The 23,541-nt window shown below is 69.7% G+C and carries 19 protein-coding genes; 6 read left to right on the forward strand and 13 right to left on the reverse strand.

Annotated features, from left to right (window positions below; genetic code table 11):
- Window positions 1–16 precede the first annotated feature (16 nt).
- From QMK34_RS05015 to QMK34_RS05035, 5 genes are all read right to left on the reverse strand, one after another.
- Window positions 17–2,266 (reverse strand): ADP-ribosylglycohydrolase family protein, encoded by a 2,250-nt coding sequence (locus tag QMK34_RS05015; protein WP_326412013.1) that lies wholly within the window; start codon window positions 2,264–2,266, stop codon window positions 17–19.
- Entirely contained in the window at window positions 2,267–3,754 is a 1,488-nt protein-coding gene (locus QMK34_RS05020) for a TNT domain-containing protein (RefSeq protein WP_442785103.1), read from the reverse strand.
- Window positions 3,755–3,771: 17 nt separating this feature from the next.
- Window positions 3,772–4,227, reverse strand: coding sequence for a hypothetical protein (locus QMK34_RS05025; RefSeq protein ID WP_326412015.1), 456 nt, complete (start codon window positions 4,225–4,227; stop codon window positions 3,772–3,774).
- Window positions 4,224–6,014 carry a hypothetical protein gene (locus QMK34_RS05030; RefSeq protein ID WP_326412018.1) on the reverse strand — a complete coding sequence of 597 codons (1,791 nt, stop codon included), beginning with the start codon at window positions 6,012–6,014 and terminating at the stop codon, window positions 4,224–4,226. The genes QMK34_RS05025 and QMK34_RS05030 overlap by 4 nt, the downstream gene beginning before the upstream one ends.
- Before the next feature lie 540 nt (window positions 6,015–6,554).
- A complete protein-coding gene (locus tag QMK34_RS05035; protein WP_442785099.1) occupies window positions 6,555–7,721 on the reverse strand; it encodes an MFS transporter in 1,167 nt (388 codons plus the stop codon).
- Between the two features lie 545 nt (window positions 7,722–8,266).
- Between QMK34_RS05035 and QMK34_RS05040 the strand changes: the two genes are divergently transcribed.
- Complete coding sequence (locus QMK34_RS05040) at window positions 8,267–8,848, forward strand: YqgE/AlgH family protein (RefSeq protein ID WP_326412022.1); 582 nt, start codon at window positions 8,267–8,269, stop codon at window positions 8,846–8,848.
- 91 nt (window positions 8,849–8,939) lie between these two features.
- Here QMK34_RS05040 and QMK34_RS05045 read toward each other — a convergent pair whose 3' ends face one another.
- Window positions 8,940–9,374, reverse strand: a complete 435-nt coding sequence (locus QMK34_RS05045) for an SdpI family protein (RefSeq protein WP_326412025.1) — start codon at window positions 9,372–9,374, stop codon at window positions 8,940–8,942.
- Window positions 9,375–9,439: 65 nt separating this feature from the next.
- Between QMK34_RS05045 and QMK34_RS05050 the strand changes: the two genes are divergently transcribed.
- The 3 genes from QMK34_RS05050 (at window position 9,440) to QMK34_RS05060 (ending at window position 14,509) form a co-directional block, all read left to right on the forward strand.
- Window positions 9,440–10,594, forward strand: a complete 1,155-nt coding sequence (locus QMK34_RS05050; protein ID WP_326412027.1) for an esterase-like activity of phytase family protein — start codon at window positions 9,440–9,442, stop codon at window positions 10,592–10,594.
- 157 nt (window positions 10,595–10,751) lie between these two features.
- Window positions 10,752–13,625, forward strand: a complete 2,874-nt coding sequence (gene leuS, locus QMK34_RS05055; RefSeq protein WP_326412030.1) for a leucine--tRNA ligase — start codon at window positions 10,752–10,754, stop codon at window positions 13,623–13,625.
- A gap of 146 nt (window positions 13,626–13,771) precedes the next feature.
- Window positions 13,772–14,509 carry a 3-oxoacyl-ACP reductase family protein gene (locus QMK34_RS05060; protein WP_326412032.1) on the forward strand — a complete coding sequence of 246 codons (738 nt, stop codon included), beginning with the start codon at window positions 13,772–13,774 and terminating at the stop codon, window positions 14,507–14,509.
- A 53-nt stretch (window positions 14,510–14,562) separates the two neighbouring features.
- On the opposite strand, the gene QMK34_RS05065 is transcribed toward QMK34_RS05060, so the two are convergent.
- The 7 genes from QMK34_RS05065 to QMK34_RS05095 form a co-directional block, all read right to left on the reverse strand.
- On the reverse strand, window positions 14,563–15,300 hold the full coding sequence (locus QMK34_RS05065) for a TetR/AcrR family transcriptional regulator (RefSeq protein ID WP_326412034.1): 738 nt from the start codon (window positions 15,298–15,300) through the stop codon (window positions 14,563–14,565).
- A gap of 9 nt (window positions 15,301–15,309) precedes the next feature.
- Complete coding sequence (locus tag QMK34_RS05070) at window positions 15,310–15,549, reverse strand: DUF397 domain-containing protein (protein ID WP_326412036.1); 240 nt, start codon at window positions 15,547–15,549, stop codon at window positions 15,310–15,312.
- Entirely contained in the window at window positions 15,437–16,324 is an 888-nt protein-coding gene (locus QMK34_RS05075) for a helix-turn-helix domain-containing protein (protein ID WP_326412038.1), read from the reverse strand. The genes QMK34_RS05070 and QMK34_RS05075 overlap by 113 nt, the downstream gene beginning before the upstream one ends.
- 416 nt (window positions 16,325–16,740) lie before the next feature.
- Window positions 16,741–17,382: a DUF3558 domain-containing protein gene (locus QMK34_RS05080; protein WP_326412040.1), complete on the reverse strand. Its 642-nt coding sequence runs from the start codon at window positions 17,380–17,382 to the stop codon at window positions 16,741–16,743.
- Window positions 17,379–17,783, reverse strand: a complete 405-nt coding sequence (locus tag QMK34_RS05085; RefSeq protein ID WP_326412042.1) for a hypothetical protein — start codon at window positions 17,781–17,783, stop codon at window positions 17,379–17,381. Before QMK34_RS05085 ends, QMK34_RS05080 begins: the two co-directional genes overlap by 4 nt.
- Window positions 17,784–17,808: 25 nt before the next feature.
- A complete protein-coding gene (locus QMK34_RS05090; RefSeq protein WP_326412126.1) occupies window positions 17,809–18,558 on the reverse strand; it encodes an ESX secretion-associated protein EspG in 750 nt (249 codons plus the stop codon).
- 5 nt (window positions 18,559–18,563) lie between these two features.
- Window positions 18,564–19,994, reverse strand: coding sequence for a hypothetical protein (locus QMK34_RS05095; RefSeq protein WP_326412045.1), 1,431 nt, complete (start codon window positions 19,992–19,994; stop codon window positions 18,564–18,566).
- A gap of 569 nt (window positions 19,995–20,563) precedes the next feature.
- On the opposite strand from QMK34_RS05095, the gene QMK34_RS05100 reads away from it, so the two are divergent.
- Together QMK34_RS05100 and ptsP are read left to right on the forward strand one after the other, a co-directional pair.
- A complete protein-coding gene (locus tag QMK34_RS05100; RefSeq protein WP_326412047.1) occupies window positions 20,564–21,442 on the forward strand; it encodes a ribokinase in 879 nt (292 codons plus the stop codon).
- 368 nt (window positions 21,443–21,810) lie between these two features.
- A complete protein-coding gene (ptsP, locus tag QMK34_RS05105; RefSeq protein WP_326412049.1) occupies window positions 21,811–23,451 on the forward strand; it encodes a phosphoenolpyruvate--protein phosphotransferase in 1,641 nt (546 codons plus the stop codon).
- Window positions 23,452–23,541: the final 90 nt, after the last annotated feature.

The raw sequence follows: 23,541 nt of genomic DNA on the forward strand, positions 1-23,541 counted from the left end.
CGTGCGCACACCGGTTTCACCAGCGCGGATACCGCTGAGCCCACTCCTGGCCGAGCTGGTTCAGCGCGGACTGCCGGTCGAAGTGCCAGAAGGCGTCCGACGCGAGGTTCTCGATCAGGTACCGCAGTTCCAGCTGCTCGAGCCACTTCTGCGGCAGCCCGGGAATCCCCGTGCGGGCGCCCAGCAACGCCCCGGCGAGCGCGCCGGTCAGCGCGCTGCGGCCGGAGTGGTTCACCGCGCGCAGCAGTGCCTGCTCGGGATAGTTCTCGAACCCGGACAGCGCGGCGAACGCCCGGCCGAGCACCGGCAGCGTGCCGAGGCCGTCGCCGATCAGCTCCGGCACCCGCAGCGCGGGCAGCCCGTTCTTGCCGAAGAACGGCACGGACTCGGCGACCATGGCCTTCAGGTCCGCCCACACCGGCCCGCTCTGGCGGGGATCCGCGTCGTCGAAGATCTCCCGGCTGAGGTTCCAGACCGGGAAGCTGAACGCCTCACCGGTCAGCGCCTGCTCGAACACCGAGGTCAGATAGGTCGCGGCCACCAGCTCTACCTCACCGGGATGGGTGACCCCGGCCAGCGTCCGGACAGCTTGGCGCGAGCCGCCGCTGAGCGCGCTGCCGCTGCCGGACACGGTCATCGCCGAGGGCAGCGCGGCGACCAGCGCGTCCGGGCCGCGCATCGGCACCGAATGCGGCGAGACCGTCGCGAGCGCGTGCCACGCGTTGAGCTCGGCGTCGTCCGCGGTACGCCTGACCTGCAGTTCCGGCACCTTGACGAGCCAGCCGTCCGCGTTGTCCAGCGGGGCGCCCTGGGTGTGCAGCCAGCGTTGCAGCGCGCCACGGACCACCGAACCGAGCTGCTGCTCGGCCTCGCGGGACTCCGGCTTCTCGCGGTGCGGGCTGCGGATGACGGCTTCGGTGTAGAACAGCAGTCGCTGGGTCAGCGGCCCGATCCGGCCCGGCTGGTCGAACGCCACCGGCAGGTCGGTCACCCCGTCGGGGCCGTAGAGGTTGTGGATCTCGTCGAGCCGCAGCCGGTCGACCGCGGCGCCCATCGCTTCACCGAGCGCGAAACCGACATACGCGCCCGCGACCCGCTGCCAGCCGAACCGCGCATGCGTGTTGTCGTGCTCGAAGTACTTGCCGAAGGTGTCGAGCCGCGGGACGGGACGGCCCTCGTTGTCGTACGTGGTCGCCAGCCCGTTGGCCCGCAGGTCGTTGGGCCGGCCGGGCGACGGTTCCGGCAGGTCGAGGCGGCGCAGCCAGGACTCGCCGAGGACCGTTTTCTGGCACTCCTCCACGGTCAGCTCGAAGCCACGGCGGCGGGCCAGCTCGGCCGCGCGCAGCGGCGGCTCCACCGGTTTGGCCAGGCCCATCCTGACCGCGGTGTCGCGGGCGACGCGCTCGAGGTCCTCCTCGGCTTCCGGGCACCGGCCGTTGACGTCGACGTGCGCCTCCCGGCGCGGGAACCGCCGGGCGATTTCGGCGAGCTCGGCGCCGCTGACGTCCTCGAAGGTCGCCGGGCCGCCGTTGATCACCAGGTTGGGCGGGCTTTCGAAGCCGGCCAGCGTCGCGAGGTCGACCTTCCAGTACCCGTGCTCGCGTGAGGGCAGGTGCTTGGTCGAACTGAACACCTTGAGCTCGCCGCGGTCCTCGTTGAAGTAGAAGCGGCTGGTCTTGCCGGTCTCCAGGTCGAGCGGGACGTAGACCTCGCAGCGCAGCAGCCCGATGAGCAGCTGCTCGCGGGTCAGCCAGCCGACGCTGGCGAACAGCAGCAACGTCTCGGTCCGGTTGTCCGGCTTCGGGTAGCCGCGCCGGATCGGCCCGGAGCCGTACTCGGGGTTCTCGCGTTCCTCACCGGTCTGCACGCCGTCGGCGGCGACCTTCACCCAGCCCGCGACGGCCTGCAGCGGCACGCCCAGCTCGCCCAGCCCGGCTTTCGAGTACTCCGGGTCGACGACCTCGCGCCAGGCCTCCTGCCCGGGGTACGCCACCGGGATACTCAGCCCACCGGGATGCGGGTGGGCCTGGCGCAGCTCGCCGTCCGGTTCGCGCACGATCACCGACGGCGGCGGGAAGATCTCCTTCTCCGGGTGGCCCTCGTCGAGGTAGGCCGTGGTGTTGTAGGGCACTGACCAGCCCTCGGGAATGCGCAGGACCTTCTCGTGGTCCACCCGCACCCCCGCGCCGCCCGGTTCGGAGACGTCCGGCCCGTGCACCGCGCGCAGCCACTGGCCGACCTTGGCTACCGCTTCCGCCGATTCCACCTACTCGATCCTCTCCAGGCTGCCGTCGGACACGTGCTCGGCGATCGGTTTCGGGAGCACGTGGGCCACCGCGCCACCGGGCAGGTTCGCCCACGGGACGGTGATGCCGGTGATCACGTGGAGCGGCCGACGGAGCCGGTAGGTCCGTTCGTCGCGCTCCCTTTCCAGTGGCAGGGACGTCGTCGCGAACCGTACCCCGCCGTGATGTACCAGATTGCCGGTCTCTTCGCCGAAGCGCAGCACGACCGTACCGGCGACCAGCCTGCTGACGCGCTTGTTGCGCAGCAAGGTGAGTGGAGGCTCACCCGGCGCCGCCCGGACCGGCCAGTCGCCGAGCTCCTTCGCGGTTTCCAGCGGGGTGTCGTGCCCGGCCGTCATCCTGGCGGGATGCAGCAGCAACGCCCCGAGCAGCTGCTGGGCGGCGTCCTCGAGCCGGTCGAAGTACCGCGGCGACAGGGGCTCGCCGCCCGCGTAGGCCGCGACCTCCCAGCCGTCCGCGGTGAAGTTGAGGCACCAGGTCCCGTCGGCCCGCTCGCCGACGCGGTAGGCCTCGGGCCAGACGTCGTGCTCGCCGAGCCGCCGGACCAGCACGACCAGGATCTCCTCGTCGGTCAGCACCGGGTTCGGCGAGGTCTCCAGCTCGGCGGCGAGGTCGCCGTCGGTCTTCTTGACGTCCGCGCGGCCCGGCTTCGGCCGGGGGCGCCCGAGCAGCTCGGCCTCGGCGGTCCGGCGCATCAGGTGCTCGACGTACGGCGGCTGGAACTGGGCGGCGCGGATGTGCGCGACCAGGTCCGGCTCCGGCGGGATCCCGTATTTCCGCAGGTAGTGCGGCACGGAAGCGTGCCAGATCCAGGTCCCGTCGGTGTGATAGCTCTCGGGCACGTCCGCTTCCGGGCCCGCCGCGAAGATGTCCTCGCCGAGCCCTTCCCCGGTGAGCACGGACGGCTCGCGCTCGAGGTACTGCAGGACGAGCGTCACTTCGGCCTTGGCCAGCGGCGGCCGGTCGACCTCCGGCGGCTTGCCCTCGACGTACGAGTCGACGATCCGGGCGTGCCGGAAGACGACTCCGAGTGGCAGCTGCGCGCGCAGCCGCCACCAGTCCGGGATGTGCTCGTCGTCGCGAGGGAAGGCGGCCAGCTCGTCCGGGTACGCCGTCGAGCCCGCCCCCGGCGGCTCGGCCCAGGCGGGCTCGACGTCCGCGACGAAGTCGAAGTCGAACGTGCCCTCGGGTTCGAGGGTGAACCGTGACTGCAGCCAGGTCCCGAGGCCAGGCTCGTACATCCCGGTGCGGAGCTCGGCGAGCAACTCGGTGAGCTCCGGCGGCGTCGCGGTGTTGCGGCCGCGCAGCTCGGTGTGGTCCCCGACTTGCCGGAAGTCGACCTCGGCCTGCCGCGCCTGATCGGCGACGTTCGCCTTGACGAGCCTGCCGATCCGGATGAGCAGCGCCTGCCGGTCGTCCGCGGAAAGTGGTTGTTCCACGTGAATCATTTCGCCGGTGCCGGTCATCAGGTGCCGCCCTCCGCGCGCGGGAACCGGGGGCGGTAGTCGAAGGTCGGCGCCTGTCCGACCGCGCGGCGCGCGAACTCTTCCTCCCACAGCGTGAAGGTGCGGTTCCGCAGCTCGGCGAGCCGCGCGCGTTCCGGCGCGGTGAACGCCCGGCGCTCCTGCTTCGCCAGCTCGTGCAGCGCCTCGATGTCGTCGTAGAGCGCGAAGATCGGGCCGTCGCCGGTGAGCTGCCACGAGCGCGCCCGCTCGGTCTCGACGATGAACTCGGCCTCGTCGAGCCTGCTGATGTCCGAGCTCGAACCGGCCCGCAGGACCTCGGTGATCCGGCTGTCGTCCTGGTCGAACGCGCCCGTCTCCAGGTTGAGGAGGTGCCCGGTGAGGCCGCCGTCCGCAGTGGCGTCCACGCGGTAGGTCTTGGCGTAGTACTGGTGGAACGACGGCGTCTCGATGCTCATCGGTGCTCGCCCTCCGGCGTCGGATCTTCAGCGGCGGTGAAGACGAACGAAGGCGCGTTCCCGGCGTCCTGGCTGGCGAACTCGGCCGCCCACATCGTGAAAGTACGTTTGTGCAACGCGTTGATCAAGGCGCGTTCTTGTGGGCCGAGAGGCCTTCCTTCGGCCTGCTCCCGGAGACCTCGAACGGTCTCGTAGAGGGCGAAAATCGGCCCGCCGCCGGACAAGCAGCGCTCCCTGGCCAGCTCCGTCTCCAGGACGAAGCGCTGTTCGTCGACGGGGGTGATGTCCTGGAGCAGCGTGCTGTCCTCGTCGAACCGGCCGGTCTCCAGGTTGAGCAGATGCCCGGTGCGGCTGCCGTCGGGAGCGGTGTCGACGCGGTAGGTCTGGGCGTGGTGCTTGAAGTACTCCGGGGTCGCGCGCGGGGAGACCGACGGCACCGGGCGGCCGTCCGGGCCGATCCGCGACGGGCGCACGGCGTACCCGGTGTCCCGCTTGGGCGTGGCAGGTCGCGGGGCGGCGGGTGCGGCGTTCAGGTGCTTCACCGCGTCGACGAACTCGCTGACGCTGGACGATTCCGCCGCGGTGACCGGCCCGGCCAGCTTGGCGAGCCGGTGCTGCCTGACGTGCTCTTCGAACTCCGGCCACTCGGCGGCGAACCGGGCGCGGCGCTCGGCCATCCTCCGTTTCACCTCGTCCGGCGGGAGGTGGCGCGCGTCGTCCGGCGCGATCTCCTCGGCCCGGATGACCCACCGGCCGCGCCGGGACTCCGGGTCGACGACCAGTTCCCGGCTTTCCACCAGCAGCTGGACACCGGGCCTGGACAGCGACTCGCGCTCGCCGGGGTGCGCCGCGAACGGCGAGATGTCCTTGCCGGTCTTCGCCCGGAGGTGGATCTCGACGTCCTTGCCGACCTTCGGTGGCGTGATCGACGCGCTGGTCAGCGTCGGCTCGACGACGATCTCACCCGGTTCGTAGTGCCCGGCCGCCAGCTCGGCCGGCCGCGGTTCGCCGTGGAAGTCGATCCAGCGGACGACGTCGCCGACGTGGTCGGGGAGCTCGTTGAGCCCGGAGACGATCACCCTGGTGCCGGCGTGCGCCCGCGCGAAACCGTGGTGCCCCTCGCCCGCCCGGCTCGCCTCGTTGACCTCGTGGGCGTGCTCGCCGAGCGCGTACCGGTGGATGGCCGTCGCGCCGTCGTCGGACATCGTCTTGAGCGCGGGCTCGCCGTCACGGCGTTCCAGGGCTTCGCGGCGGATCTCGTCGTGGGTCCCGGATTCGTACTCCGCCCGGTGGGACGGGTCGAACAGGTAGTCCTCGTCGAACCGACGCGGCTGCTCCGGCCGATCGTTCAGCTTGCGGCCGAAATCGTCCTTTGTGGACACCGGAGCCGGGCTCGGGGCCGGGCGCGGCCGCGGGACCTGCGGTGACATCGGCAGCCGCGCCGGACCGCCGAACCGGGGTTCGCTCGCGTGCGGCGGCCGCCCCGGCGGGGCGGGAGGCCGGTTGCCGGGGTGCTGCGCGGGGCCGGGCGGCTGCGGCGGCCGCTGACTCGGGTGACCGCCGGGCCCGCGATGAGCCTGCGGACCGCCGGGCAGCGGTACCTGCGGCGCGCGCGGCGGCAGCCCGCCGGGCGGCGGGGGGCCGGGACGGCGCTGGTCCGGCGGCTGGGGCACGTTGCCCGGCCCGCCTTGCCATTGCGGGCCACCGGGTGGTGCCGGGGTCGAGCCCGGCTGGGGTGGGCGTCGCTGCGGGAACGGACCCGAATGCGGCGGGCGCTGCTGGGGCAAGCCGCCGGTCCTCGGGTGCTGCCGACCAGGTCCTTCGGGGGGCAGCCGCCACGGTGGGATGCCGGTGGGCGGAGTCGCCGGTGGCTGCTGACGCGGCGCCTGTGGAGGTCGCTGCTGGGGAGACTGTTGGTGAGGCTGTTGGTGGGACTGCTGGTGGGACTGCTGGTGGGACTGCTGGTGGGACTGCGGGGGTGACGCTGGGCCGGTTCGCGGCGGCTGGGCCGGGCGTTGCGCGGCGAAACCGCCTGACGGCGGCCCTGGGAGCGGGCTTTCCGCGTGCCCCGCGACCCGGGCGCCGCCCTCGGCCGAAGGTCCGGTGGGGCCGAAGCTCGGCAGCTCGGGTTCGTCGGCGGAAGCGGGAGATTCGGCCGGGGAGGAACCGGCTGAGCTCGGTGACCCGTCCAGTCGCGCGCGGTCGTCGCCGGCGGTGGTCACAGTGCCCCCGGTGTGCTCGAGATCTTTGTCCTGGTCACCCTAATGCCCTTGGCCCAACCGCATGGCCCGTTCGCCCGAACCGGGGGCATTCTTTGCCCCTGCGAATCACTGACTGTGAGCGCGGCGTCGCGCCAGCACGTACCCGGCACCGCCGAGCAGGTAGCACAACGTGGCCGCGATCAGCAGCCCCGTCGAGCGTCCGTCCGTGGGCACGACGGCCGCGGCGACCGACACCGCGGCGACCTGCGTGATGTTGAACAACGTGTCGTAGAGCGCGAAAACCCGTCCCCGTGCCTCGTCGGCGACGTCGAGCTGGACGGACGAATCGACGCAGAGCTTGATGACCTGACCTGCGCCGACGATGACGAACGAGGCCAGCAGCACGGTCGGCAGCAGCATCGGCAGGCCGAGCCCGGCCTGCGCCAGTGCGGCCAGCAGCAACGCGCCGAGCACCACCCGGCTCCGGCCGAAGGCGGTGATCAGCCGCGCGGTCAGCAGGCCCGCGACCACGATGCCCGCGCCCGCCAGCACGGCGACCTGGCCGAGTCCGGGCAGCCCGGCCCGGAACAGCCCGTGGCTGGTGAAGGTGTTGCGCATCAGCAAGACCGTCACCAGCAGTGAAGCGCCGAAGGAGGCGCGGTGCGCGAAAAGCGCGATGAATCCGGCCGTGACCCGCGGCGCGGCCAGTGCGGCCCGGCCGCCGTCGACAAGTCCTCTCGCGACGGCCACCACCGGGTTCGACGGCTCGTCCACCGCGGAAGGCCCCAGCACCCCGCGCACGAACCGGGTAGCCACCAACGCCGCCACCACCGGTCCGATCGCGGCCAGCGCCGTCGTATACCCGGACCCCACGTTGTCCGATCCGAGCACCGCCCGCAGCCCGATGGCGCACCCACCACCGACAACGGCGATCACGGACCCCACGGTGGAGCTGAACGCGTTGGCCTTGACCACCTCGGCCTCAGGCACCAGATGCGGCAACGCGGCGGACAATCCCGACCCGACGAACCGCGAAACCCCCTCAGCCAGCAACGCCAGCGAGAACAACCCCAGCCCGGACGCCCCCAGCCCGACGGCGGCGGCGGAAGCGACGATGGCCAGCCCCCGCACCAGATTGGCGAAAATCAGCACCCGCCGCCGATCCCACCGATCGAGCAGAGCCCCCGCGAACGGCCCCACCACCGAATAAGGCAGCAGCAGCGCGGCAAACCCCCCGGCAATGGCCAGCGGATCAGTAGCCCGCTCCGGATTGAACAGAACGGCCCCGGCCAACCCGGCCCGATACACCCCATCAGCCCATTGAGCAGCAAAACGAGTAAGCAGCAACCGCCGAAAACCCGGCGCCCCCACCACCTCCCAAACCCGCACTCCCCAAACCCTAGAGCCCACCCCCAACCCCCAAGCAGGGGCGCACACCACCACCCCGGGTCCACCCCGAACGCACATCACCAGACGCCCGAAGGCACGTCACCACGCTGTGTCGGCACCAAACGCACGTCACCAGACGGCCGAAGGCACGTCACCACGCTGGGTCGGCACCAAAGGCACCGTGGGGGGTCCGGGGGGCTCGGCCCCCCGGGTCAGCACAACGAGAGTGCGCAAAGGGGAAGGAGCAAAGCTCCGAACAGGAGCAGCCGACGCACTCGAGTCGCCTCACGGCGGCTATGCGCAGTGTGGCTCCAGCCGGACTGGTATTCCACAAGGGCGGTTTCTCAGTGAGCCCGGGGGACACGGAGTGCGCCGGCCACTGTGTCAAACGGGGCAGGTGGGGCTGTTGTTCCCGGACCCGAGGATTTCTCTGGTCCGGGGGTGGGATCATGGGCAGCGTGCCAGCGGACGCCGAGGTAGAGCCGGGAACACTCCTGGTCGCTGCCCCCACGATGTTCGACCCCAATTTCCGGCGGACGGTCGTGTTCGTCATCGATCACCGGGAGGAGGGCACACTCGGTGTCGTGCTGAACCGGCCGAGTGATGTGCCGGTGCACGATGTGCTGCCCAGCTGGGGTGATCACGTCGCGGAGCCGCAGTCCGTGTTCGTCGGCGGTCCGGTGGAGAAGAAGACGGCGTTGTGCTTGGCGGCGTTGCGTACCGGGGAGACGGCGGCGAGTGTGCCGGGGGTCATCGCGGTGCGGGGCCCGGTCGCGCTGGTCGACCTCGACACCGATCCGGAGATCCTGCTGCCGAAGGTGCGCGGGGTCCGGGTGTTCGCCGGGTACGCGGGCTGGGACGCCGGTCAGCTGGCCGGGGAGATCGAGCGCAACGACTGGGTCATCGTGCCCGCGCTGCCCAGTGACGTCCTCGCTTCGCCGAACCGCGATCTCTGGGGCCAGGTCCTGCGCCGTCAAGGCCTTCCGACGGCCTTACTGGCCACCCACCCCGGCGATCTCCAGCGCAACTGATCCCCGCAGGCCGCAACGCGTCGACGAGTCGTGGTGTCTCGCGCGCAAGAGACCACAAGTCGTCGACGAGTTGCGTTAACTGAAGCGCGGGTCAAGCTGTCGCGGGGTCGGTTTTCCGCAGGACGCCACAGCCTCCGGCGCCGCAGGCACAGCCCTTGCAACCGGCCGGGATCGAAGACGCGGGAGCCGGTGCCGGGACCGTCGCGGCGGCCCGGTTTCCCAGGGTTCCACCGCCGATGACCAGCGCGATCATCCCGAGCAGTCCGGCGACGGCGGCGGCGATGAGCCCGCCATCGGTCGGCATCACGAGCGCGGCCACCCCGCCGAGGACGCCGACAGCGCCACCGGCCAGTGTCGGCAGCCCGGCCACCTTGTTGCCGAGGCGGAAGGCTTCGTCGCTGCGCAGGGTCGCTGCCGTGCGCACCCCGGCGCCGCGGTCACGCGGCAGCCGCTCACGCCAGCCGAGGAAACCACCCCAGGCGACGACCACACCCAGCAGGATCGGGACCAGCGCGACTACGATCACCCCTTGAGGATAAGCGTGACGTTCCGGCAACCTGCCGGATACCCTGATCGACTGTGCTGAACGCCATGTCACGACGTGCCTTTACCGCTGCCCTGATCGGGGCACTCCCCCTCACCCTCCTGGCCGCACCGGCCGCCGACGCGCACAGTGCGCGCCCCATCCGCCTGATCGGCGAGCAGACCGTGCCGTTCGCGCTCCCGTTCCAGGGCACGACCGTCGGCGGACTGTCCAGCATCGACTACGACCAGCGCACCGGCGGGTACGCGCTGATCTGCGACGATCGCTCCGCGATCAACCCCGCCCGCTTCTACACGGCGAAGTTCACCGTCGACGCCCACGGCCTCGGCCCGGTGACGTTCACCGGGACGCACTCGCTGCTGCGGCCGGACGGCAAGACGTACCCGCCGCTCGCCCAGAACGACCCGAAGCTGCCGCAGAACGAGCAGACCGTCGACCCCGAAGAGCTCCGGGTCGACCCCTGGACCGGCGACTACTACTGGGCGCAGGAGGGCGAGCGCACCGCGACCACGCTCATCGACCCCTCGATCCGCCAGGCGAAGCGCGACGGCGAATACGTCCGTGACCTGCCGATCCCCGCGAACGAGAAGATGACGCCGACCGCGGGCCCGCGCCAGAACCTGGTCCTCGAGGGCCTCACCTTCGCCGGTTTCGGCTCGCTCGTCGCCAGTGAGGTCGAAGGCCCGCTCCTGCAGGACGGGCCGGTGCCCACAGCCACCAGCGGCGCTCTCTCGCGGATCACCCTGCAATCGCGCTTCGGCCCGGTCCTGGCCCAGTACGCGTACCCGCACGAACCGCTGTTCGCTTCGCCCGTGCCGTCGACCGGCTTCGCCACCACCGGTGTCTCCTCGATGCTCGCCGTCGACCAGGCCGACCCGACCCGCTACCTGATGATGGAACGCGGGTTCGTCACCGGCGTCGGCAACAAGATCCGCATCTACGAGATCGACACGAAGGGCGCCACGAACGTCCTCGACGTCAAGTCCCTGGCGGCCGCCAAGCACGTCAAGCCGGTCAAGAAGCGCCTGCTCGCGGACCTCGCGGACTTCAAGTTGTCCACTGTGGACAACGTCGAGGGGATGACCTGGGGCCCGAAGCTCCCGAACGGCGAGCGCTCGCTCGTGCTGGTCAGTGACAACAACTTCTCGAACACCCAGGTCACCCAGTTCATTGGTCTGGCGGTCCCGTCGGAACTCCTTTGACCAGCAAGTTAAGATGAGGTCATGAACACCGCTCGGCTGCTTCTTAGCCTGCCGCGCTGACCGGCCACCCGGCCTCTCGGCGCGGCGACCCCTCACGCCCTTTGGGCTGGGGGGTCGAGTTGTTTCTGGAGCAGGCGCGACACGGAGGATTTCGGCGATGACTGAAGCGATCGGGACCGGCGGGTCCGACGCTGCCCCCGAGCACCGCTACACCGCGGAGCTGGCGGGCCAGATCGAGAAGCGCTGGCAGGACTACTGGCACGACCACGGCACGTACAACGCGCCGAACCCGGTCGGCCCGCTCTCGTTGGACGACACCGCGGGCGCTTCCATTCCCTCGGACAAGCTGTTCGTCCAGGACATGTTCCCGTACCCGTCCGGCTCGGGCCTGCACGTCGGGCACCCGCTGGGCTACATCGGCACCGACGTCTACGCGCGCTACCACCGGATGATCGGCCGCAACGTCCTGCACACGCTGGGCTACGACGCGTTCGGCCTGCCCGCGGAGCAGTACGCCGTCCAGACGGGCACGCACCCGCGCCTCACGACCGAGGCGAACATCCTGAACATGCGCCGCCAGCTGCGTCAGCTGGGACTGGGCCACGACGAGCGGCGGTCCGTCGAGACCACCGATCCCGAGTACTACAAGTGGACACAGTGGATCTTCCTGCAGATCTTCAACTCCTACTTCGACGAGAAGGCGGACAAGGCGCGCCCGATTGCCGAGCTGGAGAAGGAGTACGCCCAGGACAAGCGCAGCACGCCCGACGGCCGTAGCTGGTCCGCGCTGACGCCGGTCGAGCAGCGCGAGGTCATCGACTCGCACCGCCTGGTCTACATCTCTGACGCGCCGGTGAACTGGGCCCCCGGCCTGGGCACCGTGGTCGCGAACGAGGAGGTCACCGCCGACGGCCGCAGCGATCGCGGCAACTTCCCGGTGTTCCGCAAGAACCTGAGCCAGTGGATGATGCGCATCACCGCGTACGCCGACAGGCTGGTCGACGACCTGGAGCTGCTGGACTGGCCCGAAAAGGTCAAGGCCATGCAGCGCAACTGGATCGGCCGCTCCAACGGCGCGCGGGTCACGTTCATCGCGGGCGAGGCGGGCATCGAGGTCTTCACGACCCGCCCGGACACGCTGTTCGGCGCGACGTACATGGTGCTGGCGCCGGAACACGCGCTGGTCGAGAAGCTGACGCCGGAAGCGTGGCCCGAGGGCACCAAGGACAGCTGGACCGGCGGGGCCAAGACCCCGGCCGAGGCCATCGCCGCGTACCGCGCGGCCGCCGCGCGCAAGTCCGATCTGGACCGTCAGGAGAACAAGGAGAAGACCGGCGTCTTCACCGGTTCCTTCGCGGTGAACCCGGTCAACGGCACCGAGATCCCGATCTTCGTCGCCGACTACGTCCTGATGGGCTACGGCACCGGCGCGATCATGGCCGTGCCCGCGCAGGACCAGCGCGACTACGACTTCGCGACGAAGTTCGAGCTGGACATCGTCCGCACGGTCGACCCCGGCGAGGGTTTCGAGGGCGAAGCCTTCACCGGCGACGGCCCGGCGATCAACTCCGCCAACGACTCGATCAGCCTGGACGGGCTGGCGATCGGCGAGGCCAAGAAGACGATCATCGCCTGGCTGGAGGAGCACGGTCACGGCGAGGGCACCGTCCAGTACAAGCTGCGTGACTGGCTGTTCGCCCGTCAGCGTTACTGGGGCGAGCCGTTCCCGATCGTCTACGACGAGGACGGCCTGCCGATCGCGCTGCCGGAAAGCCAGCTGCCGGTCGAGCTGCCCGATGTCGACGACTACCGCCCCCGCACGTTCGACCCGGACGACGCCGACTCCATGCCGTCGCCGCCGCTGTCGCGCGCGACGGACTGGGTCGACGTCACCCTGGACCTGGGCGACGGCCCCAAGAAATACCGCCGCGACACCAACGTGATGCCGCAGTGGGCCGGTTCCTGCTGGTACCAGCTGCGCTACCTGGACCCGACCAACACCGAGGTGTTCGTCGCGCCCGAGAACGAGGCCTACTGGGTCGGCCCGCGGCCGGGCGAGCACGGCGTCGACGATCCTGGTGGCACGGACCTGTACGTCGGCGGTGTCGAGCACGCGGTGCTGCACCTGCTGTACGCCCGGTTCTGGCACAAGGTGCTGTTCGACCTGGGGCACGTTTCCTCGAAGGAGCCGTACCGCAAGCTGTTCAACCAGGGCTACATCCAGGCGTACGCGTACCGCGACGCCCGCGGCATCCACGTCCCGGCGGACGAGGTCGTCGAGAAGGACGGCAAGTTCTTCCACGGCGACGAAGTGGTCACGCAGGAGTACGGCAAAATGGGGAAGAGCCTCAAAAACGCCGTCACCCCGGACGAGATGGCCGACGCGTACGGCGCCGACGCTTTCCGCTTCTACGAGATGTCGATGGGCCCGCTGGACGTTTCCCGGCCGTGGGCCACAAAGGACGTCATCGGTTCGCAGCGGTTCCTGCAGCGCTTGTGGCGGCTGGTGGTCGACGAGAACACCGGCGACCTGCGAGTGTCCACAGTGGACGCGACAGAGGCCGACCGCAAGCAGCTGCACAAGACGATCGCCGGGGTCCGTGAGGACTACGCGGAGATGCGTTTCAACACGGCCGGCGCGAAGCTGATCGAGCTGAACAACTACGTCACCAAGACGTACGGCGCGGGCGAGGGCACGCCGCGTGAGCTGGCCGAGGCGCTGGTGCTGATGCTGGCGCCGCTGGCCCCGCACGTCGCCGAGGAGCTGTGGAAGCGCCTGGGCCACGTGGATTCCCTGGTGCACGGCCCGTTCCCGGTCGTCGACGAGAAGTACCTGGTGGCCGACACGGTCGAGTACCCGATCCAGGTCAACGGCAAGGTCCGCTCGCGGATCACCGTGCCCGCCGACGCGACGTCCGACGCCGTGCAGGCGGCCGCACTGGCCGACGAGAAGGTGGCGGCGCTGGTCGGCGACGGCACCCCCCGCAAGGTGATCGTCGTTCCCGGCCGCCTGATCAACATCGTCCTGTAAAACTGCCCCTGAAGGCCACCCTCACGGCGTAATACGCCGTCATGGTGGCCTTCAGGGACCGTCATGGCCGATTGACGCCAGCGCCGAGGCCCGCCGACCGATTCGATGGAGTTGTTCCCCCGCAACACATCGAACGGAGACAAGCGATGACCCTCGACGGCAAGGTGGCACTGGTGACCGGCGGCAGCCGCGGAATCGGCGCGGCCACCGCGCTCAAGCTCGCCGAGGAAGGCGCCGACGTCGCGCTGACCTACCAGCACAACGACGACCTGGCCGCGGACATCGGTGACCGCATCAAGGCACTCGGCCGCCGCGCGCTCGTCATCCGGGCGGACAGCGCGGACGCCGACGCGGTCAAGGGAGCCGTGGAGGCAACGGTCGCGGAGTTCGGCAGGCTCGACGTCCTGGTCAACAACGCGGGCATCGGTTTCGTCGGCCCGCTCGAGGCGACGAGCATGGACGACGTCGACCGCGTCCTGGCGGTGAACGTGCGCGGCGTGTTCGCCGCGACCCAGGCCGCCGCCGCACACCTCGGCGAAGGCGGCCGCGTGATCACCATCGGCAGCTGCGTCGCGGAGCGCGTGCCCGGCCCCGGGATGACGCTGTACGCGGTGAGCAAGACCGCGATGATCGGTCTCACCAAGGGATTGGCGCGCGAGCTAGGCCCGCGCGGTATCACGGTGAACCTCGTCCAGCCCGGCCCGACCGACACCGACCTGAACCCCGCCGACGGCCCGTACGCCGCCGACCAGCGGGCCTTGACGGTGTTCGACCGCTACGGCCAGCCCGCCGAAGTCGCCTCGATGGTCGCCCACCTGGCGTCCCCCGCCAGCGGTTACGTCACCGCGGCGACGGTGTCGGTGGACGGCGGCCACGCGGCGTAGTAAGGCCGCTCGCCGTCGCGGACCAGCGCCGGAGTCCAAGTTGGGCGCGGCGGCTAGGGCGTGTACAGGCCGATCTCACGCGCGAGATCGGCCAGCATCGCGTCGAACAGGACATCCGGCTTCGACACCGGGATCGGATAATTGCCGAAGACCTCGAGCGTGACGTGCCCGTAGAGCCGGGCCCAGAACTGGATCATCAGGTACGTCACGCCGAGGTCGAGCTTTTCGGCGGGGAACGCCTGCCCGTCCTCGCCGAGCACCGCGAGCAGGTCGGCCTGGAAGACGGCGAGGTCGTCGCGCAGCTCGGGCGGCACAGCGTCGGTGGACGGTGTGGCGAGATCGTGCATCGCCAGCACCTGCCCGGCAGCGGCCAGGAAGATGCGCCCGAACGGCTCGTCGACGCGGCTGAGCGCACTACCCGCGCTGGTCCCGACGCCGCCCGTCGGCGAAGCGAAGACCAGCGTGAACTCCTTCGTGTGGGTCAGCGCCCAGCGCCGGAACCCCTTGCAGATGGCGAACAGCTGAAGCATGCCGTCATCGGGCAGTTCGACGATCTCCTCGGCCAGTTCCGCGGCGAGATCCGCGCAGACGTCCCGCCGCAGGTGCTCGATGAGATCGTCACGGGAGCCGTAGTACCGGTACAGCGCGGGCGCGGTGATGCCCAGCTCACGCGCGATCGCGCGCAGCGTCACGGCCTCCGGCCCCTGTTCGACCAGCAGCGTCCGCGCGGTCCGCCGGATGTCCTGATCGGTAGCCGCTCGTACTCGACCCCGGCGGGTGGGGTTGCTCATCCGGGCATTCTAGGAGGTCAGACGGCTCAGCAGCGCTTCCCACGCGAGCACCGGCAGCCCGAGTTGCCCAGACGCCGGTGCCTTGGAGTCCCGCACCCCGACTTCAGCTGGATCGAGCGCTACCTCGACGCAGTCGTCATTCGCGTTGCTGAACTTGCTTTTCCGCCACTCCGGCATCAGTGGGCTCCTTCGTCGGCTGGTCGTAGTCGCTTGCCAGCTGGACAAGCAACTCCCGCGATTGTCCCTCATCCAGGGCGACATCACCAAGATCACGAAGGATCGTCCGGCCGAGCTTGATGTCCTCCGCCCGTTCCACGAACATGCCCGCGAACTGGCTTTCGACGTACAGCACGGGCCCGTGATCGGCGAAGTCCATCAGCGTCATACCGCCCGCCGACGCAGCGATTCTGCCGACCTCGAACGGCACGATCCGCAGGGAGATCTGCGGTCGCCCGGCAAGGAAAGCGAGGTGCAGCATCTGCTCGTTCATCACCCGAATGCCGCCGATCACGCAGCGCAGCGCGGCTTCGTACAGGAAGTAGGTGAACTCCGGCGGTTGCCACCGCCTCAGCAGCTCCTGCCGTCCCATGCGCACCGAAACCCGCGGCTCGACCTCGGCTTCCTCGACGATCCCGGCCAGCCCGATCACCGCGCGGGCGTAATCCTCGGTCTGCAAGAGCCCGGGTACCAGCAGAGGAGCCACCGCAGTGATCGAAAGAGTGGTGGTCTCGTGCAACACCAACGTGCGCAGCACATCGCGCCGCACCAGGTAGCCGTCCTCGGTCTCCCGAGCCAGTGACAACACCTCGGCGGCGTCACGGGCGGAGACCCCGCAATGGGCGAGATAGGTCATCACCAGGAGCTCGGAGACGGCACCTTGCCCCCATTCGAGCCGGGAGATGGTGCTCTGCGCCCACCCCGTCTTCCTGGCGAGTTCCAATCCGTTCAGCCCGGCGATTTCACGACGGCGCCGGAGTTCGGCGCCGAGATCACGACGTCTGGCGTCGGAAGGCTTTGCTGGCATGCGCCCAAGCTAGGTCCCCGGCTGGGGTGTGCGCCGCAGTCACACACCGGGACCACTCCAAGGAAGGATCGCTTGCCCCCAGCACAAACCCGTCGAATGATCCCGCCCGATCAGCCGTACAGGGAGCCACCTGTATCAGCGAAACCCATGGCCGGGCACCGTCCGACGGTCTGGCCCCGGACGCGGCACCGGCATCGACGCGGGCAACTGCGGCGGAGTCCTCGACGTCGAATCGAGGCGAGCATCGTCGGCCAGCCCGATCCTCACGTACTCGGTGTCCTACGCGAGGTTCACCGAGCCACGCACGTCCTGTTCCATGCCGATCGGATGGCGGTGCTCCTCAATCTGGTTGCCCCGCCCTCGAACCCAAGGTGGTCGAGGGCACCCAGAAGGTCTACGACCTCCTACCCCACTGATCAGGCCCTGGCCTTGACGTTGGTCATGACCGCGTCCGCCACATCCCGCGCCGCCGTGCAGCCATCCACATGTGCAGCCGTTGCCGCGTCGCCGAGGGTCATCGTGACCGAGTACGAAAGTTGGTCGCTCACACCGACTACCACCGAACAGAGTCGTTTGTCGGCCGCGGTGATGCCGTCGGGCACGTAGGCGATAGCCGGATAGCCCTGGACAGGCGCAGGTTCTTCCCATCGAGCCGCAGTAGGCTTGATGGTCTTGTAAGAAAGACTGAGCCCCTCAGTGTTTTTTGTTTCGTACCCGACGGTGAATGCTGCACCTGTTCCAGGAGCGTTGCGCCAACGGCACGCTGTACCAAGCGCGTCGTCGGCCCGCGTTGCGGGATCCGAGTCGCCGATGAATTCTTTGACCTGGGTAGGGGTGAGTGCGGAGTCACACGGATTGCCCTCAAGGACCTTGCCCGGTAAAGGATCTTGAACTTTGGGCGCGCCGTGGTGCGGGAGAGTCGACGCGCCGGAAGAACTGTCCCCGGCAGATGTAGGCGTACTGGCCACTCCTGGAACGGTGCGGTCTCCGGTGCATGCTGCCAGCGGAAACGCGACTGCGACAAGTGTTGCGGCGGCGGCCAGGTGGCGGCGATTCACGAGTATTTTCCCTGATTCTTGAGGTTTTCGGCGGCTTGGCGGTCAATTTCTTCGGTGAGCCCGAGTGCACGCTCCATGCCGAGAATCAACTCTGTGTGGTAATTAAATTGGTAATCCAGATGTCCCAGGTAGTATTTACCGGTTTCATTGACTCCGTTATGGGCATTTACTGCATTATTGCTGGCGGGTTCGTCCGCGGGTGAATCGGCTTTGGCAATTTTTACCGATGCTGCACGCTGATCGTCGATGAACTTCCGATTGGCCCGTGCTTTCTTCAGCATCTCGCGCATGTGGTCGCTGTCCATGCTGAACCCCTGCCCGCTCGCCGGGGCTGCTGCGCCACCTGCGGGGGGAGTGTCTGTGGTCCAGAAGTCGAACGGCTTGATGTCTTCGAAGGGCATGGTCGGGTCTCCTCTCGGCGGGCAGTTACAGGCCGCGGTAGGTGGCGTAGAGCGACCGGGCCAGATTCTCCCTGGTCCCCGGCTGGAAACTGACCACGGGTTCGCCGTTCGGCGGCTGGATGACGTACGTCAGCACGCGGCCGGTGCCCAGGATGTCGATCGCGGTCAGCGGTGCGCTGCGCCTGCCCTCGTTGACCGCGTAGCACTGGTGCAGGCCAGCTCGCTTCGCCGCCATCAAGGCCTGGATCTGCGGATACGGGTCGGTCGACTCGTTGGTCTGGTCGACGAGGTCGTAGGAATCCTCGTACTGCGGACGGCCCGAGAACCTCGACTTCGGGATGGCCACCGCGGCGATCCGCGCCGGAGGTACCGAAGGCAGCAGGTCGACCAGTGACTCGACCGCCGAATCGGCCGGGACTGGGTCGATGCGTGCCTTGTCGTCTTGGACGACCACTCGGACCGCCTCGGCACCGGACACCGCGACGAGCACCGAAGCCGTCTCGTCGGTCTCGATCCCGCCGAGCCACGCCGTGTACTTTTGCGGGGCGCGGGCGAGCAGGCGCAAGGCGTGGGTGAAGTCCGGTGTCAGGCTGCCGCGTGCCGCGAGCTCGAGGGTGGTCAGGACGTCGAGGACCTTCTCCTCGAAGCGCTTCTTCGTCTCGTCGTCGAGCCAGAAGTTGTCCGGCATGAGGACCGCGGGCGGCTCGCCGTGGCCGGACCACTGCCAGGCGCGGAGCAGAGCGGATTTCGGCAGGTAATAAGGCCGGTTGAGCATCTTGTTCACAGTCCGATCACCGGCGGTGTCGGCCGTTCATCGGTGCCGCCGAAGATGCTTTCCGGGTCGGATTCGAGCAGGTACGACGCGCGCTGGTGCTCCTCGTCCTCGCCGCCGCCCTTGCCCTTGCCTGCTCCGGCGCCACCCATTCCGCTGGCGCCCGGCTTGCCCGGCCCACCGGCTCCGGCCGGGCCGACACCCGCCGGGCGGCCCATCGACTCGCCGGGGATCCCCGCCCCGGACGACCGTCCGCCGCCGGGCAGGGACTTGCCGGACCCACTGCCGGACCCACTGCCGGAGTCCGAACCGGAGCCCGGCCCGAAGCCGCCGCCGAAGCCGCCGATTCCGCCACCCGGTCCGAATCCGCCGCCGCCACCACCGGGCGGTGAGTAACCGGGGCTACCCGGCCCAAAGCCGCCCGGCTGATAACCGGGTGGCGGCGTCGGCGGGAGGTAGCTGGCGGCGCGGGTGTTGTCGTTGTACGAAGGCGTGTTCTGGTACGGGGGTGTGTGCTGGCCCGGCTGGGACGGATGCTGCTGGCCGGGATGCTGCTGCCCCGGGTCGACCAGGTGGCTCGGCGGCGGAATCACCGGTTGCGGCGGCCGGTAGCCAGGCGGGTCCACGGGGTTGGTGCGGGGATCGCCCGGGTCTCTGCCGTCCTGGCTGAACCGCTTCTCGCTGGGCTTCGGCGGTTTGCCGCCGGGTTTGTTCTCGAGCTCGAAGCCGCCGCCCTGGTAGTTCCCGAGCTGGCCGTAGTCGATGGTCCGGCTCGCGGAGTTCGACTCGGACTGCTGGTTGTAGGAGGTATAGCGCTCGACGTTCTCGCGCGCCTTCTGGTTGTGCTCGTTGATCTTGTCTTCGGTGTCGGTGTCCCACGGAGTCCCGGCGTCCCACACGGATTTCGTCGGGACGTTGTCGGTGACGTCGTTGTGGAGCGCGTTCTTCATCCCGTGGAACTGCTCGATCTGGGCTTGGGACAACCTGGAATTGAGCGTCAACGTGTCGGAGGCGGAGGCCGAAGTGTCGATCAACGGCTGGATTCGCGCGCGGGCCGCGTCCGAGGCGCCGCCCGTCCAAGCGGCCTCGAGCCCGTTGAACAGATCACGGCTGCGACTCTCGATCTCCAGCTGCTGCCTCGATTGGGCGACCCCGGTTTCGTGCGTTTCCTGCAACGCCTGGGTGCCTTTTCCCTCGTTCACCCGTTTGACGAGCTCACCCGGTGACAGGCCACCAGCCTGCGGGCTGTCGCCGCCGGTGCCGACCTGACTACCGATCAGGCCACCCAGCGCGGCGCCGATCGGGCCGCCGATCACCTCGCCGATGCCGATCCCGGCGGCGGTGTTGTTCAGCTCGTTCGCGGCGGCTTCCACCTTGTCCGCGAGCACGGGCCCCAGCTGTTTGGCGACGTTGAACAGGTCACCGAGCAGGCCGAACATTGCACTCCCCCTCCAGCGCCCGCTCAGTCGTTCGAACGGGCGCACGCTCCTCCCCTTGCGCTACGCACAATACTTCACTGACTACGGTCAGTGGGAGGTTTCGGGCAAGTTCGGATCCAACGATCGGGGCCGAAAACGGTCCGTCCTGTCGGTGGCTCGTGCGACACTCGGTCACCAGTTGGCAACCAGGCAAGTCCGGCCTCAGCCGCGATCGGTCCGCCGATCGTGTGGTGGCAATGAGCGACATACCAGCTCCACGCCGCTGAGCGGGCGGGCGCCGCCGACGCCGATCACTCGGGGGGCTACGTGATCGACGCCGACGACACGATGCCCGGCCCCGGCCTGAGCCGGGAGGGGCACGTCGCCGCGCGAACGCGGTGACGGTCGGAGGAGAGCGGGACTGGTCTCGAACGTGACGTCCGGGGGTTGGATATCCCCCGATTGAGTGAATAGGTCCCGCCGCTCGACTGATTGTCGCACCGCGCGCCGGATAAGTTACAAACATCTTCACATCTGTGCACGAGGTTCTGCCCGGTCGGGCACAAGGGCCGCATGGCATGGTGCTCGGCATGAGTTCTGAGGTGCTGGTGGTGGGTTCGGCCAACGCGGACCTGGTGGTTCCGGTGGATCGGCGGCCCGGTGGTGGCGAGACGGTTCTCGGTGGTGACACCGTGCTTTCGCCTGGTGGCAAGGGGGCCAACACGGCCGTCGCGGCGGCTCGGCTCGGTGCCGACGTTGCTTTGCTTGGCGCTGTCGGCGACGACCCGTACGGCGCTCTGCTGCTCGATTCGCTGAGTGGGTCCGGCGTGCACATCGGCCTCGTCCGCAAGAGTGAGCGGCCCACCGGCATCGCCTACATCACCGTCACCCCGGACGGCGAGAACTCGATCCTGGTCTCGCCCGGCGCCAACTCCGGGCTGCGTCCCGAGGACGTCGACGGCGCGCTCGACGGCGTCAAGGTGCTGGTGGCGTCGTTGGAGATCCCGATTCCCACTGTCGAATACGCCGTCGCCGAGGCCGGTAAGCGGGGCATCAAGGTTCTCCTCAACCTCTCGCCCGCCGCTGAGGTCTCCCACGCGACTCTCGCCGCGCTCGACGTACTGCTCGTCAACGAGCACGAGGCGGCCTGGCTGCTCGGTGACGGTGAGTCCGAGGCCGATCCGCGCCGGTTGCTGGAGCTCGGTCCGCGGGCGGCCGTGGTCACGCTCGGCGCGCGGGGTGCCGTGGTCGCCACTGCCGATGGGCTCGTCGAGATCGCGTCACCCCGGGTCGAGGCCGTTGACACCACCGGGGCGGGTGACGCCTTTGCGGGTGCGCTCGCCGCGGCGCTGGCCGACGGCGCGGACCTGGTCGGTGCCGCCCGCCGCGCGGTCAAGGTCGCGGCGATCACCGTCACCCGGTCGGGGGCGCAGACCTCCTACCCCATCGCCGCCGAACTGACGGAATGACCCGGTGTCCGGCTGTGTTGGCAGTCACCTGGGCGACACGTTCGACTCCGTCTGGCGGCGCGGTTACCTGGCCCGGTTCAACGCCCTCGCGGGTGCCCGGCGGCCGGACCAGTCGTCAATCATGCCGCTGGGCGAGACTCTCGCGGCCGCGGTGGGAAATGCTCGCCAGCACCTCCGCGGACCTGCCGCCGATAGGCGGTCAAGCTCGGCGTTCATCGCCAGGGCCGTCACCAGCGCGCGAGACTTGACTGCGAGGCACAACCCAAGAAAGCCCGAGCTCTTTTCGCCGCGACCACACGGTCTGCCCGAGCTTTGCGCGGGGAGACTTCACTCCGCGCTGACAAACAAACTGAGCTATGGTCTAGACCATGTCGTCGTCTGAGTCCCTGACCGGGGTCGCCGTCAGCCCCGGTCGCGCGAGTGGCCCTGTCGTCCGTATCGCTGAGCCGCTCGGTGAGCCCGCGAGCACTCCCGCCCCGGCCGATCCCGCCGTCGAAGCCGCCCGCATCGCGCCCGCCGCGCAAGCCGTCGCCGCCCGGCTCGAAGCACTGGCCGAAACCGCTAGCGGTGAGGCGGTCGGGATCCTGTATACAACTGCCGCCATGGCGGCTGACCCCGCGCTGATCTCGCAGGCCGAGCAGCTGGTCAAGGATCAGAACCTCCCGGCCGCGCGTGCGGTCCACCAGTCCGCCGGAGGGTTCGCCGAGCAGCTCGCGGCGGCCGGTGGGTACCTGGCCGAGCGCGTCCGCGACATCCACGACGTCCGCGACCGGATCGTCGCCGAGCTGCTCGGCCTCGCGCCGCCGGGCGTCCCCGAGCTGACCACGCCCAGCGTGCTCGTCGCCCGAGACCTCGCGCCCGCAGACACCGCCGGGCTCGACCCGGCGAAGGTCCTCGCGCTGGTCACCGAGGAGGGCGGGCCCACCAGCCACACCGCCATCCTCGCCCGCGCGCTCGGCATTCCCGCCGTGGTCGCCGTGCGCGGGCTGCTCGCCTTCGAAGCCGAGGCACTCGCCGTCGACGGTGACACCGGCGTCGTCGAGCTCGCCGACCCGGCCGCGCCCGTGGTCGCCGCCGCGGCCGTCGTCGCGATCGAGTGGGATGGCACCGGCGCCACCGAGGACGGGCACCAGGTCAAGGTGCTGGGCAACGTCGGTTCCGCCGGGGACGCCCAGGCCGCCGCCGACGCGGGAGCCGAGGGCGTCGGCCTGTTCCGCACCGAGTTCTGTTATCTCGACGCGCCCAGTGAGCCGACGGTCACCGAGCAGCGCGCCGCCTACACCGCGGTGCTGGCGCCCTTCCGCGGCAAGCCGGTCATCGTGCGGACCCTGGACGCGGGCGCCGACAAGCCGTTGGCCTTCCTTTCCCCCGACGCCGAGCCGAACCCGGCACTGGGCGTGCGCGGCCTGCGCATCGCGTTCGACCGGCCCGAGGTGCTCGACCGGCAGCTCGAGGCGATCGCGGGCGCCGCGCAGGACTCCGGCGCCGAGGTCTCGGTGATGGCCCCGATGGTGGCCACGGCCGAGGAAGCCGCTTGGTTCGCCGAGCGCGTGCGTGCCGCGGGGATCGCACGAGCCGGGGTGATGATCGAGATCCCGGCAGCGGCGCTGACCGCGCGGGAGATTCTCGACGTCGTCGACTTCGTCTCAGTCGGCACGAACGACCTGGCCCAGTACACCTTCGCGGCGGATCGCCAGCTCGGCGCGGTAGCCAAGCTCAACGACCCGTGGCAGCCCGGCCTCCTGCGCCTGCTGAAGCCGATCGGCCAGGCGGCGAAGGACACCGGCAAGCCCGCGGGCGTCTGCGGCGAGGCCGCGGCCGACCCGCGCCTAGCGCTGGTGCTCGCCGGACTCGGCCTGACCAGCCTGTCGATGAACGCGCCCGCGGTCCGCGCTGTCGGCGCGAGCCTGGCCGGGGCGACCCTCGCCCGGTGCGAGGCCCTCGCCGACGCCGCACTGGCCGCCGGGGACCCCACCGCCGCCCGAGCCGCCGTCGCCGCCCTCCTCTGAAGTGTCATGAAAGGGTCTTTCAGGACACTTTTTGCCCTGAAAGACCCTTTCATGACACTCTGGGCAGCTGACGGCCGAGGAAAGCTGCCC

The sequence above is a fragment of the Amycolatopsis sp. H20-H5 genome (assembly GCF_035828755.1).
Lineage (GTDB): Bacteria > Actinomycetota > Actinomycetes > Mycobacteriales > Pseudonocardiaceae > Amycolatopsis.